This window comes from Legionella yabuuchiae, from assembly GCF_900640115.1.
Lineage (GTDB): Bacteria > Pseudomonadota > Gammaproteobacteria > Legionellales > Legionellaceae > Legionella_A > Legionella_A yabuuchiae.
This window is the reverse complement of the sequence record NZ_CAAAIW010000022.1, coordinates 1-12,558: the sequence shown is the minus strand read 5'-3', so window position 1 is coordinate 12,558 and position 12,558 is coordinate 1. Positions and strand designations below refer to the sequence as shown.

The following is a 12,558-nucleotide window of genomic DNA, read 5'->3' as shown; positions in this document are numbered from 1 at the left end:
CGTCCTGACTTAAAAAAAAACAGATTATATCTCTGCTATACTAATTAAACAAACAATGAAGCACCCTTTAAACATAATAGTTTATACAATTTAAGGATTAAATGATGAGCCGCAGAACAATTTTAAGTTTGTTTCTCGTTGTTCCTCTGTTATGTTCTTCTCTAAGTTATGCAAATAATCCCGGCGTAACCTCTTGGACGCAGAAAACATTAATCGATACTTTAGCTCTTGATTACACCAACAATGACGCCGTGCATAAGCGCATGCGTCCGAATTATAGCTATAACGCTTGGAATGCTTTAGGCGATTTTTTGCAAAATTACGTTCAAGATGTCAACGCCAATAAACTCGTTTTACACCCTCAAGCGATAGGCCCTGCTAGCATTGTCGATTCAGGAGTGGTCAGTAAAAGTAATTTCTTTGCAGGAATTCCTTATTGGCGAGTCCATCAACTTATCCGTATTCCCGAATTGGATTTAACCATTGACTTCACGGTATTGGTGATTGCAAATGCCGAAGGTCAATTTATTATTCCTACTATAAATATGACCTTGCAATGATATTAGTAGAACCCCTGGTGTGATTTTATTTTGACCTTTTATGCTATAATTTTTACTAATAAATTTAGAGTATAGCAATGCCAACTCAAGCCGATGAGTCTTTGTATAAAAATGCCGTGAAATGGGTTCATGACCATCCCCAAGACACTCGCATTTCAGAGAATATAAAACGAGCTTTTTTACATTTTAATAAATTGCCGCCCAAGAATAAAGTCGAGCTGATAACTGCCTTACTAAAAACCACTGGTTTACCTGAAGAGATTAAACAATCATTGCCTTATCTGTCCTTTGATTTGGATGCGCTACCTGATGATATGCTTTTGGAAATTAAAAACTATTTAAATAAATCAGATATAAGGAGTCTAGAAAGCGTCTCAAAGAGAATGAATACACTGTTCCAACGACCAAAGCGGCTGTTGGATAAATTCCTGCAACGTGTGGCCTATGGCGAGCAGGATAAGGTAGAGGCATTATTTACAGAGGTATATCGAGATAATGAGGGAAAGAAACAAGAGGCCCTCCTGCATCAAGGAAGATTTACCGATTATTCTGGTCGAACCTTCAATTGTTCCGCTTATGAATACGCCTATTGGGCAAAAGATACCTATATGTGTCGCATGCTTGAGCGTTATATGGATGATGCTACCAAAGCTTCCATGCTAGAACGTGTTAATGAAATAGAACACACAGGACTTTCGTATACTCAAGACGGTACTGCCTATTGCACGCCTCATTTTGATTTCACCCCATTGATACAAGCACTTCAATCTTACGTTGATAACTATGAGGAATGGTATGCCGCTAATAATACGGGTGCCATTCGTACGGCTTGGTTAGACGTCGGTAAAGCGCAGCGCAATGTTCCTGCTCACGTAGCTCAAGAATATTGTCGACGAGACCGCTCGTTTGACCCGCGGCCTGAGTTCAACGAAGCAACATTACCGCGAGTGTTAACTTTTTACAGCTGGGTAACTGGGCGTGATCATCATTCTTGGTTTCCTCTAACGGCTTCTAATTCTAGCCTTGGTTTCGATTTTGCATTAATACGCGGCGAGGGCATGCGGGCGCGCTCCGTGGCGCCTACGCACGTTGGAGGCGGGATCGCCATTCCGGATTTAGAAGCCATTATCCGCCTCAATGAAGTAAGAACCATCGAACTCACGCAGTCGCGTGAACATTTAAACCCGCCAGCAATGTCGCATAGCACGGGCGTTTGATTGCAGCTCGGTCAAGTATAGTTGCAGCAATTCTCTTCGCCGCATCTCTACTCGAACGGGCTGCAATCAAACGCTCATACTCTGCGACATTGGCGGCGGGTTTAAATGTTCACGCGACTGCGTGAGTTCGACGGTTCTCACTTCATCGAGGCGGGTTATAGCCGCCAAATCCGACACGGCAAGCGGTAGTTCATACGGCGGCGGTCCGTCCCCGACCTGATACGCCTGCGCACCATCATCCCACTGCCCCGCCCTCCACCCCGACGCGCGTACTACCGCAAAATCGAAACCATGATCAGAATTAGAGGCCGCCAGCGGATACCAGGACTTCCTACTAGCTGTTAGCGGACTCGAGCTACTCCAAAAAGTTAATCTACGAGGCAGGGTGTCTTTAGGGATATCTTCTCTATCCACATTGAACGAGGGCAATGGGTCAAACGCCCGGTCTGGATGGCAGTATTCCTGGGCGACATGAGCAGGCACATCGCGCTGCGCTTTACCTACCTCCATCCAAGCAGCTTTCAATGCAGCCCAGTTCTTTACAACAGACCATGCATCATAGTTATCAACGTAAAATTGAAGGGCTTGTATCAATGGCGTAAAATCAAAATGAGGCGTGCAATAGGCAACACCGTGTTGGGTATACGAAAGTCCTGTGTGTTCTATTTTATTAACACGTGCTAACATTTCTGCTTTGGTCGCATCATCCATATAACGTTCTAGCATCCGACACATATGGGTATCTTTCGCCCAATAGGCGTATTCATAAGCGGAACATTTGAAGGTTCGACCAGAATAATCGGTAAATCTTCCTTGATGCAGTAAGGCTTCTTGTATCTTTTCTACTTTTCCTAAGTATACGACTGTAAACAGCTGCTCCGCCTTATCCTGCTCTCCATAAGCGACTCGTTGCAGGAATTTATCTAATAGGCGTGTTGGTTGGAAAAGAGAATACATTCTTTTTGACACCCTCACTAAATTGTTCATATCGGAGTCATTTTTTAAATGAGACCCAATTTCCAAAAGCAGTTCATCAGGTAGCGCATCGAAGTCAGATAACAACCACTGTTCAATCTCCATGGGTAATCGTGCCGTTTCTAATAGTTTGCTTAACGCAATGAGTAGCTGGACTTTATTCTCTTGTGGCAAGGTATTAAAACTCAAAAAAGCTTGTTTTATCTCTTCTGAAATGCGTGTGTCATGGGGATGTTCATGAATCCATTTCACCGCATTCCTATATAAAAGTTCCTCGGTTTGTGTTGGCATAGCTATAACTCCAACTCTATTTGGGTAAATTATAGCATAAAAGATTAAAATAAAATCACTTCAACCGTTGGAGAAAATAGTTAACTACGACTTTTTTGTAAAAGCGCTATTTTGCGACACCGACTATCTCTGTGAATGGTCTGGCAGTAATTTCATGGTCAATGTTATACTAGAACTCAACTGTAACTTATAGAGCTGAATCATGCGGCAATTTCTATCTTTCGTTCTAGCTTCAATACTTGTCCTTGTGGTATCCCAGGTGCAAGCGGCTGAGCTCAGCAATATAAAACAGCTTGAGCAGGAGATTAGCGATGCGGTCATTACCACGAAAATTACCGCGCAATTTACAAAAAGTAAAAACCTTAATCCATTGAAGCTTTCCGTTTCCACGGATAATGGCGTCGTAACGTTAAGCGGCCATGTAAAAAACAAAAATGCATTTGTTTCGGCTTTGCGCATCGCTAAATCGACGAAAGGCGTCAACAGTGTGGACACGGAAAACTTAGATATCAAGCGCGTCAATACGGCGTTTGCCGATGCATATATTACAGCCAAAGTGGAAACAGCGGTCCTTAAAGCGAAAGTACTGGATGATGAGTCCATTCCCTTAGTTGGCATCAATGCGTCCACTGACAATGGCGTTGTTACCTTAACCGGCACGGTTAAAAGTGATAAATCTATTGCGGCCATTTTAAAACGCGTTAGCGCCATTAAAGGGGTTAAAAAAATTATTTCAAACTTACGGGTTGATGATCCCAATGAGAATAAAGCGTGAAGGCTCTAACACGATTTAAATTGTTCGTGTGGGTTTTTGGACGTTTTAAAGTCCCCATGATAGGGTATACCAGGCCCCGATTAGTTCATTTATCCCATACAGAAATTGTTGTTAAGCTTCCTCTAACCAGGCGAACTAAAAACCATCTTAATTCGATGTACTTCGGCGCGTTGGCTGTTGGCGCTGACATTGCAGGAGGATTGCACGGGTTTTATCATGCGGAATCCGCAAAGGTCAAAGCGTCCCTGGTGTTTAAATCGTTCCAAGCCAATTTTTTAAGTCGCCCGGAATCGGATGTTTATTTTGTTAGTACGATGGGCGACACGGTCAAATCGATGATTGAAGCATCCAAACAATCGGGCGAACGAATCAATAAGCCCATCAAGGTGACGGCCTATACACACTATGATCATCCCGAGCAGGCTCAAGAAGTCGCTCATTTTGTACTTGAACTTTCTTTAAAGGTTATTTAGAAGAAAACACGGGAGTCTATGCCAAGTCTGTCCGTGACAAGAAAACTGTCACCAAGAGACTTACCTAAACCAATTCGGCAATTGACAAACCCTATCAGGCATTCTAACTTAAAATAATGTAAGTGTGGTGCGCCAATTTCTCGTACTAACCGCTATTGCGAATGCTAACTCATGATTAATCTTAAAATTAACACACAACCTGACGATGAAACCTGTGGACCAACCTGCTTACATGCGATTTATCAATATCTGGGCCTAAAAATAAGCCTAGAACAAGTGATTGTCGATGTTGAGCGCTCGTTATCAGGCGGGACACTCGCTCCTTTGCTGGGCAAGCATGCCTTAGCCAAAGGGTTTGAAACCACGATCTACATTAATAATTTAGATATATTTGACCCAACCTGGTTTAAAAATGACGAAGTACCAAGCGATATCCTAATCTCAAAGCTTGATGCGCAAATGAAACATAAGTGGGATAAAGATATTATTCAATCCAGTATTGCGTATCAACAATTTTTGGAAATGGGCGGAACGGTTCGATTCACAACCATTAATGTTAATTTGCTTAAAGACTATTTTTCGCAGAACATCCCCATCTTAACCGGATTGAGCGCAACTTATTTGTATCGCAGTCCACGAGAAATCTATACCACAGACGGCGTGGCGCACTATGATGACGTGCGTGGAACCCCCTGCGGCCATTTTGTTGTGCTTTGTGGATATGATGAGAGCAAGCGCCACATCATTGTGGCCGATCCACATCGAGAAAATCCTCTCTCCCATAATAATTATTACAAAGTCAGTAGTAATCGCCTAATCAATGCGATTATGCTTGGCGTTTTAACCTATGATGCAAATTTACTCATAATCCAACCCAAAGGTGATAAAAATTATGCAGACCGTGTTGGTAACTGATGATCCTCAGAGCTGGGAATTCATGGGGCCATCCACTCCAGTTGTTCATGCTTTTGATTATTTATCCAATGAAGCGTATTACCAAAATAAGTCGATGCGGATTATTAATCTTTGCAAGTCGTATAACTATCAAACGATTGGTTATTATGTATCCTTATTAGCGCATGCGCGTGATCATAAAACCATTCCCTCAGTATTGAATATTCAAGATGTATTAAACACCAGTCTCAGCAAACAAATTTCACAAGAAATTGACGAAGAAATTCAGCATAGCTTGCAAAATATTAAAGCCCAAGAATTTATCTTTAGCCTATATTTTGGGCAAAACATGGCAAAGCGCCACTCAGCCTTAGCCAAAAAGTTACATGGCCTGTTTCCGTTGCCCTTAATTCGATTTGAATTAGAAAAGAAAAAGCACTGGTGCATCAAAAAGGTCACCCCCTTATCCATGGCTGACGTACCACCCAATCATTATGAGTTCATGCGTGAATGCGCAGAAGCCTATTTTGCGAAGAAACGTTTTCATCAATGGCGAAGAAAACAACGTTATCATGATTTGGCAATTCTAGTGGATCCTACCGAGGAAAATGCACCCTCGAATCAAAAAGCAATCGAAGCCTTTGCCAGCATTGGAGAGTCGATGGGGCTCAATATCGATCTAATTGACAAAAATGACAGCAAATCAATTGCCGAATATGACGCGCTCTTCATTCGAGCCACCACCGCAGTTGATCACTATACCTATCGCTTTGCCCGCCGCGCGGCGCAGGAAAATCTGGTGGTCATTGATGACCCACAATCTATTGTCAAATGCACCAACAAAGTTTATCTGGCAGAGCTGATGCGCAGTCATCAAATATTAACCCCTGACACATTATTCATCAGCAAATACGATACCGAACTACCTACAATCAAGTTCCCCTGCGTTTTGAAAAAACCAGACAGCGCGTTCTCTCATGGTGTTATTAAAATTGAAGATGAAAAATCACTGCAAAAATCGCTGGCCCAATTTTTAAAAACCTCCGATCTTATTTTGATCCAACCCTTTATTCCGACCAAATTTGATTGGCGAATCGGCGTCTTGGATAATCAGCCTTTATATGCTTGTCGATACTATATGGCTAAAGATCATTGGCAGATTTATAATTGGAATTCCACCGTTGAAGAAATCGAAGGCGGGTTTGATACCATCCCACTGGACAAAGTTCCTGAAGGGGTAATCAAAACCGCGTTGAAAGCCACCAAATTGATTGGTGACAGCTTATATGGTGTCGATATCAAAAGCGTTAAAGACAAGCACTATGTGATTGAGGTCAATGATAACCCAAACATTGATTTTGGCGTCGAAGATCAAGTCATGGGTGAAGCTTTATATCAAAAGATCATGAGTGTATTTTTACAACGCATCCGCAGGAAACATGGTTATGTCTAGTTATCCTATTTTTTCAGTGTTAGGCATCGAAATTGAATACATGCTTGTCGACCGAGATACCTTGGCCGTTCAGCCCAAAAGTGATGTCATTCTTCATATGCTGGCCGGCGAATTAGTCAATGAAGTGCCTTTAGGCGAGATTGCTGCCAGCAATGAATTGGTAATGCATGTGCTTGAATTAAAAAATCATGGCCCTAAAGCCCCCTCCCAACCCATTGCAAGGCATTTTCAACAAACGATTTTAGAGCTACAGCCCCGTCTTCAAGAATTAAATTTGCAATTTTTGCCCACAGGGGCGCACCCTTGGATGGATCCGTTATTAGAAACCCACCGCTGGCCTCATGGGGATAAAAGCATTTATCAACAATATGATGAGATATTTAATTGCCAAGGTCACGGCTGGGCAAACTTACAAAGCATGCATGTCAACCTGCCATTTTCTAACGATGAAGAATTTGCCGAGTTACACAATGCCGTTCGTCTCTTGTTACCCATAATCCCGGCATTAGCGGCCAGCACCCCTTTTCTGGATGGCAAACCCACAGGGCTGCTTGATTCCAGGCTTGATTTTTATGGCCGTAATCAACGCCGTATTCCTTCCATCAGCGGCGACATCATTCCAGAATTCATAACTTCAAAAGCGCAATATGAAGCGGAAATCTTAAAACCGATGTATGAAGATATCCGATCGTTTGATCCTAAGGGAATTTTACAATACGAATGGTTGAACTCAAGGGGCGCAATTGCTAAATTTGAAAGCATGTGTGTTGAAATTCGCATCATTGACTCCCAGGAATGCGTTGATGCAGATATAGCCATTGCACACGCTATACATGCTATTCTTAAATACTGGCATCAAAATTCAGACCTTTATTTGGAAAAACCATACTCAAGCCAACCCTTAAAATCGGTATATGATGCTGCGCTAAAACATGGGTTATCCGTTCAAGTTGATGACTTACAATTATTAGAACAATGGCAATTGCCTCGTCGAAGGATGAATTTAAGCGAGGTCTGGTCGATGCTCATCGAGCGTGTCAGTACAGAGCTCGACTTAAGCAGTCAACTTGCATTAGAACATATTTTAAGCCATGGTAATCTTAGTGAGCGAATGTTACGCGCCTGTCAAATGAACGTTAATCAAGAAACATTAACACAGGTCTATCGCCAGTTGGGCCATTGCCTAATTGAAAATAAGATGTTCAGCGCCTAGGAAACACTCATAACGATAGAAAGCAGGTAAAATTAAATGAAACCCACTGTTTTGGTCTTAAGCTGTGAGCATGGAGGTCATGAGGTTCCCGAACCTTACCAACATCTTTTTGCAGGTCATGAAGAAATCTTAGAAACGCATCGAGCCTGGGATATAGGCGCTTTAGGGATCGCAAATCATCTTCATTCCGTGTTTGATTGCGACTGTTCCAATACCACCATTACCCGCTTGTTGATTGATTGTAATCGCAGCTTAACTCATCCCAACTGTTTTTCAGAGTTCACTAAGCCCCTGACAAAAGAGCAAAAAAAACAAATTATCGAAACTTATTACCACCCTTATCGCGATCAAGTCACTGGCACCATACAGCGTCATATTGATGATGGTAAACAAGTATTACACTTGTCCATTCACACCTTTACCCCCGAGCTAGCTGGGGTTACCCGCAAGGCTGCCATCGCTTTATTGTATGACTCAAGGCGACATGGAGAAAAAGAAGTGTGCCGCATTTGGCAAAATTTAATGCTCAAGCATGCTCCACCTTATCGCATCCGATTAAATTACCCTTATACTGGCTCAAGTGATGGATTTACAGCGGCGCTGCGCAAAAAACATTCAGAACACGATTATCTAGGAATAGAAGTAGAATGTAATCAGGCACTGGTAGGCGATAAAGATTCTATCCAAGCCCTCTATTCGACGTTAAGCGACAGTTTAGGTCAATTATTGGAGATTATATAACTCTTGTTACAACACCAAATAGGATAACCTCGCTAGCAAGGGCTTTTAACCTGCTAATGCATTTTTAAATAAAATTGTTTGTTTTTAGAACAAAACGACGCTAATCGAGTGTATACTTAATACAGCGCCTAGGTAATTTGATGGAGCGAAGATGTGTAAGTTATCGCAAATGGAAGGAATCGGTGTAAAATTTATCGCATTGCTACATGACGCTGGCATTGAAGACCAAGATCAATTACTTGAAGCCTGCGGCCAACCCAATGAGCGCCAGCAATTGGCTAAAGAAACTGGGATAAACTCCAAACTCATCCTCAAATGGACTCAACAAGCTGATTTATCAAGAATTAATGGCATTGGGGAAGAATATGCCGAGCTTTTGATTCATTGTGGAGTAAGCTCTGTACAAGACTTGGCTTTATATAAGCCTGAAAAATTATTGATGCTCATGCAGGAGCAAAATGAACAGGCGCAATTAGTTCGTGCACTACCCGGTGAGCCTAATGTCGAAAGCTGGATCAAACAAGCTCAATCGCTCCCCGCTAAATTAGAAGCTTAACTTATTTTTTCTGGCAATCGGCGCATAATCCATAAATATTAAGTGCATGATCGGTCATTTTAAATTGAGCACGTTCCGCGATCATGGCTTGTCGTTGTTCAATAATTTCATCGACAAACTCTTCAACGCGCCCACATTTGACGCAAACCAGATGATCATGATGTTCACCTTGACTTAACTCATACACTGAGTAACCGCCTTCAAAATTATGACGATTCACAAGCCCTGCGCTTTCAAATTGACTTAAAACGCGATAGACGGTCGCCAAACCAACATCTTCCCCCATGTCTAACAAGGCTTTGTAGACGTCTTCCGCACTCACATGATGATCGCGATATTGCTCAAGGATTTGCAGTACTTTCAACCGCGGCATTGTAATTTTTAATCCAGCTTCTTTAAGCTGCTGACTTTCTTCCACCGTGCCCCCTCGATAACGCTTAGGATGAATTTCTCAAAATTGCATGGTATTATGGCCGAATTTTACCAAACAGGCAAAAAAATGCGAATAAGAAACATTCTCATCTTACTAACTTCTTTTCTAGTGCTTTCTAGCTGCGCTTCTTATGATTTTCAGCGACGCCCTGTGCAACAAGGAAATCTGCTGCCGGAATCGAAACTAGAACGTTTAAACATTGGTATGAGCAAGCAAGACGCAGCCATCTTAATGGGAACTAGTCTATTAAGTCCTGTTTTTAATAACGACCGCTGGGATTATGCTTATACTTGGCGAAAAGGGAACATCGCAAGCGAAGTTCGCAATGTTAGTTTGTATTTCAAAAATGATAGGTTAGTTCGTATTGAGCATCATCCATAAGTTAAACCAGCTTTTGAATTAACATGGCCATCCCCAAGATAATGCTGGTTAATCCGATAACCATTTTTAAATGATATACATGGCTTATTTTTACCACATAGGTCGCTGGTAAAACGGCAAAACCGCCGCCTATCAACATAGAGATTGCCAACGTCCAATTGATTTGAACGGTTGAAAGCAATAAATAAGTTGAAAAACCAACCAAACTGACCACGCCTTCCGCCAAGGCGGTAATGCTTACCGATTGTTTGTTTAAGATCCCAGATAATATTTGTCCACTGGTTAAAATAGGACCATACCCACCCCCAGACATCCCTTTATTAAAGCCTGCTACGAGACTCACAAAGCCCAGTCTTGACCAGGAAAACCGAATCGGAGCTCTGCGAAGAATGACGACAACTCCAAGAAGAACAATTAATACCGCAATGTATAATTCCAGTAACTTAACCGGCATAAAAACAGCCATTCCAACCCCCACAACAATTCCAAAAAAACCTAACAGAATCGTAGTGCCGACAATTTTAAGAATCAGGGGATCTCTGAAAGAAACGTTTTCAAACCAATGATGAAAAAAAGCAGCCGATAAGCCAAATAAACATGACAAGAGCAAAACAGGGGGAATAATTTCCAAGGGTGGATACCCCAAAAGGATTAATACCGGTGTGATCATTCCAAATCCCATACCGGCATAAATATCTAAAAATTCAAGTAAAAAGCTAATGATGATGATATCAAACGCAAGAAATTCAAGCATTGAAGTTCCATATCGTTATTTTTCCTGAAATGACTCATTAGTCTAGTGCAATTAAAATCATTCACAAGTCCTACGCATGAAAAAATCCTATTCAATACATTGGTTCTCAATTACTGTGATAAGTTACATACTCATTTGTTGAGCACTAGGCTCTGTAACTACTTCATAAACTCCTTGGGCAAATGAAGGGTCGAACAATTGAAGAACAAATTCAATTTCTTCCTTATGTTGCGATTGGTAATCATCTATCAATAACTGCTCAAACTGTGAAATCCTATCCAGTGAGTCTTCCTCGCCCAAGTAAGCTTGGAGAAATAACCCGTGATATAAACACTTATGATTTTGACTGGAAAATTCTAATGTAGGTTCAGGCGCATAATAGTCAGCAATGAGCCAAGCTGCCAAGCCTACTCCCATCGCTAGTGCCGCTAAAGGTAAGAAAACACAAGACGCTAGCGCAAGACCCGCACCAAATCCTGCCATCACATTGATAGCGCCCACATAAGCAAAATAAAGCAGCGGGGATAAGGCACTTAACAACGTAGCCCCAACGGCAGGGGACACTAGACTTATCATTAAGCAAAGCGACGTGAGCGTAATATCTGCAACAATTAATGAATACGTACATAACAGTCAATAAGGAATAAACCCTAAGCCAACTAATAAGGCTCCTATGCCACAATTTAAAACAAGATTTAACGGCTTTTTATAAAGATGGATTAAAGATTGCAACCCCGCGTAGTTGGATTGTCTTTTTTGTTTATGATGTAAAATAACCTTTCGCAATTGATTGGAAAGTGGAAAAAGGCGCTGACGATAGTCACATAATTCCTCGGCGCTAAATGAATCCAAATGGGTAGATAATAACGTTAAGAAACGTTGACGACAGGAAATAATATAAGGCGAAAAATGCTCTGGGTTCTCTTTGGAAATAAGAGAAAGTGCTTCTACATAGGTATTTAATGCTTCTTTAACGTTTTGTTGTTACTCTGCTTTTTTTGCAGAATTCATAAGAAACTTAATCGCATTTTCTCGTGAACGTTCATCCGTTGGAATAGGAACATTGGGTGCAGTAAACCAACTCCAAATCGATACCACTGTCATCTTACCTATCTCCTGAAAGAATTTTGCGGAGTCTACCATACCCCGCAAAGAGCGATCAATTTGCTTTCAATATGAACTTGATTTGCCCGGGAAAGTTCGTAAAAAATGGCCAAATGTTCTATATATTAATTACAGGGATATTAATGATAAGGAAATATCATGGACCTTCTTTTTTTAATCCTATTGATTCTTATTTTAATTGCAGTACTACCCGCATGGCCCTATAGCCGACGATGGGGTTATTATCCTACCGGTGGTATTGGCTTATTACTTTTGATTTTAATCATTTTGATGCTCCTTTGAGCGAAACTAAGAAGTAATTACTGTGCTCATTACTGCCAGTTGAATGAGAATTGCACTGAGTTTATATAGTCGCTGTCGCGTAATGGCTCATCCCATTGTGAGTTTTTTAAAATGCGGCAGGGCGAAAAAGAAAACGCATAAATCACGCATGTTAAACGATCACGGGTATATACCCGTAATCTTTCAAAATGCGTGTTTTTAGGCGCCTTTATTTTTTGTCCTGCCGCATTTTAAAAAGCGAGTAATGGCTCATCCCCTTGCGAGTTTTTTAAAATGCGGCAGGGCGAAAAAGAAAAAGCATAAATCACGCATTTTGAAAGATTACGGGTATATACCCATCGGAAATCAAAATCCGAAAAAAAATATTGAAATCATGGATCTAGTATGATCAAATGCGCACATGAAGAGAAAATTAGAAGCAACTGAGCGCGAAAA

General features: G+C 41.4%; 15 protein-coding genes. 11 read left to right on the top strand and 4 right to left on the bottom strand.

Going from position 1 to position 12,558, the window contains the following annotated elements; genetic code table 11:
* Nucleotides 1–104 precede the first annotated feature (104 nt).
* Together E1O47_RS08875 and E1O47_RS08870 are read left to right on the top strand one after the other, a co-directional pair.
* Entirely contained in the window at nt 105–560 is a 456-nt protein-coding gene (locus tag E1O47_RS08875; protein ID WP_133130905.1) for a hypothetical protein, read from the top strand.
* Nucleotides 561–637: 77 nt separating this feature from the next.
* Nucleotides 638–1,777 (top strand): F-box protein, encoded by a 1,140-nt coding sequence (locus E1O47_RS08870; RefSeq protein WP_133130904.1) that lies wholly within the window; start codon nt 638–640, stop codon nt 1,775–1,777.
* Nucleotides 1,778–1,843: 66 nt separating this feature from the next.
* Here E1O47_RS08870 and E1O47_RS08865 read toward each other — a convergent pair whose 3' ends face one another.
* Nucleotides 1,844–3,043 carry an F-box-like domain-containing protein gene (locus E1O47_RS08865; protein WP_133130903.1) on the bottom strand — a complete coding sequence of 400 codons (1,200 nt, stop codon included), beginning with the start codon at nt 3,041–3,043 and terminating at the stop codon, nt 1,844–1,846.
* A 202-nt stretch (nt 3,044–3,245) separates the two neighbouring features.
* On the opposite strand from E1O47_RS08865, the gene E1O47_RS08860 reads away from it, so the two are divergent.
* The 7 genes from E1O47_RS08860 to E1O47_RS08830 all read left to right on the top strand — a co-directional run bounded on the left by E1O47_RS08860 (nt 3,246) and on the right by E1O47_RS08830 (nt 9,148).
* A complete protein-coding gene (locus tag E1O47_RS08860; protein ID WP_133130902.1) occupies nt 3,246–3,818 on the top strand; it encodes a BON domain-containing protein in 573 nt (190 codons plus the stop codon).
* Complete coding sequence (locus E1O47_RS08855) at nt 3,815–4,291, top strand: DUF4442 domain-containing protein (RefSeq protein ID WP_133130901.1); 477 nt, start codon at nt 3,815–3,817, stop codon at nt 4,289–4,291. Before E1O47_RS08860 ends, E1O47_RS08855 begins: the two co-directional genes overlap by 4 nt.
* Before the next feature lie 171 nt (nt 4,292–4,462).
* Nucleotides 4,463–5,206: a C39 family peptidase gene (locus E1O47_RS08850; RefSeq protein WP_133130900.1), complete on the top strand. Its 744-nt coding sequence runs from the start codon at nt 4,463–4,465 to the stop codon at nt 5,204–5,206.
* Complete coding sequence (locus E1O47_RS08845; RefSeq protein ID WP_133130899.1) at nt 5,184–6,638, top strand: RimK family protein; 1,455 nt, start codon at nt 5,184–5,186, stop codon at nt 6,636–6,638. The genes E1O47_RS08850 and E1O47_RS08845 overlap by 23 nt, the downstream gene beginning before the upstream one ends.
* On the top strand, nt 6,631–7,851 hold the full coding sequence (locus E1O47_RS08840) for a carboxylate-amine ligase (protein WP_165475087.1): 1,221 nt from the start codon (nt 6,631–6,633) through the stop codon (nt 7,849–7,851). Before E1O47_RS08845 ends, E1O47_RS08840 begins: the two co-directional genes overlap by 8 nt.
* A 36-nt stretch (nt 7,852–7,887) precedes the next feature.
* Entirely contained in the window at nt 7,888–8,592 is a 705-nt protein-coding gene (locus E1O47_RS08835) for an N-formylglutamate amidohydrolase (protein ID WP_133130897.1), read from the top strand.
* Nucleotides 8,593–8,743: 151 nt separating this feature from the next.
* On the top strand, nt 8,744–9,148 hold the full coding sequence (locus E1O47_RS08830) for a DUF4332 domain-containing protein (protein WP_133130896.1): 405 nt from the start codon (nt 8,744–8,746) through the stop codon (nt 9,146–9,148).
* Nucleotide 9,149: 1 nt separating this feature from the next.
* Here E1O47_RS08830 and fur read toward each other — a convergent pair whose 3' ends face one another.
* Nucleotides 9,150–9,566: a ferric iron uptake transcriptional regulator gene (fur, locus tag E1O47_RS08825; protein ID WP_133130895.1), complete on the bottom strand. Its 417-nt coding sequence runs from the start codon at nt 9,564–9,566 to the stop codon at nt 9,150–9,152.
* A 51-nt stretch (nt 9,567–9,617) separates the two neighbouring features.
* On the opposite strand from fur, the gene E1O47_RS08820 reads away from it, so the two are divergent.
* Complete coding sequence (locus E1O47_RS08820; protein ID WP_133130894.1) at nt 9,618–9,962, top strand: outer membrane protein assembly factor BamE; 345 nt, start codon at nt 9,618–9,620, stop codon at nt 9,960–9,962.
* A 1-nt stretch (nt 9,963) separates the two neighbouring features.
* Here the strand turns inward: E1O47_RS08820 and E1O47_RS08815 are convergent, their stop codons facing one another.
* Nucleotides 9,964–10,716 carry a sulfite exporter TauE/SafE family protein gene (locus E1O47_RS08815; RefSeq protein ID WP_133130893.1) on the bottom strand — a complete coding sequence of 251 codons (753 nt, stop codon included), beginning with the start codon at nt 10,714–10,716 and terminating at the stop codon, nt 9,964–9,966.
* Nucleotides 10,717–10,839: 123 nt separating this feature from the next.
* Nucleotides 10,840–11,280, bottom strand: coding sequence for a hypothetical protein (locus tag E1O47_RS08810; protein WP_133130892.1), 441 nt, complete (start codon nt 11,278–11,280; stop codon nt 10,840–10,842).
* A 699-nt stretch (nt 11,281–11,979) separates the two neighbouring features.
* Between E1O47_RS08810 and E1O47_RS08805 the strand changes: the two genes are divergently transcribed.
* Entirely contained in the window at nt 11,980–12,123 is a 144-nt protein-coding gene (locus E1O47_RS08805; protein WP_133130891.1) for a DUF3309 family protein, read from the top strand.
* Nucleotides 12,124–12,558: the final 435 nt, after the last annotated feature.

Coding starts and splice junctions, on each gene's coding strand:
- E1O47_RS08875 (WP_133130905.1), top strand. CDS start 105: ATGAGCCGCAGAACAATTTTAAGTTTGTTTCTCGTTGTTCCTCTGTTA.
- E1O47_RS08870 (WP_133130904.1), top strand. CDS start 638: ATGCCAACTCAAGCCGATGAGTCTTTGTATAAAAATGCCGTGAAATGG.
- E1O47_RS08865 (WP_133130903.1), bottom strand. CDS start 3,043: ATGCCAACACAAACCGAGGAACTTTTATATAGGAATGCGGTGAAATGG.
- E1O47_RS08860 (WP_133130902.1), top strand. CDS start 3,246: ATGCGGCAATTTCTATCTTTCGTTCTAGCTTCAATACTTGTCCTTGTG.
- E1O47_RS08850 (WP_133130900.1), top strand. CDS start 4,463: ATGATTAATCTTAAAATTAACACACAACCTGACGATGAAACCTGTGGA.
- E1O47_RS08845 (WP_133130899.1), top strand. CDS start 5,184: ATGCAGACCGTGTTGGTAACTGATGATCCTCAGAGCTGGGAATTCATG.
- E1O47_RS08840 (WP_165475087.1), top strand. CDS start 6,631: ATGTCTAGTTATCCTATTTTTTCAGTGTTAGGCATCGAAATTGAATAC.
- E1O47_RS08835 (WP_133130897.1), top strand. CDS start 7,888: ATGAAACCCACTGTTTTGGTCTTAAGCTGTGAGCATGGAGGTCATGAG.
- E1O47_RS08830 (WP_133130896.1), top strand. CDS start 8,744: ATGTGTAAGTTATCGCAAATGGAAGGAATCGGTGTAAAATTTATCGCA.
- E1O47_RS08820 (WP_133130894.1), top strand. CDS start 9,618: ATGGCCGAATTTTACCAAACAGGCAAAAAAATGCGAATAAGAAACATT.
- E1O47_RS08815 (WP_133130893.1), bottom strand. CDS start 10,716: ATGCTTGAATTTCTTGCGTTTGATATCATCATCATTAGCTTTTTACTT.
- E1O47_RS08805 (WP_133130891.1), top strand. CDS start 11,980: ATGGACCTTCTTTTTTTAATCCTATTGATTCTTATTTTAATTGCAGTA.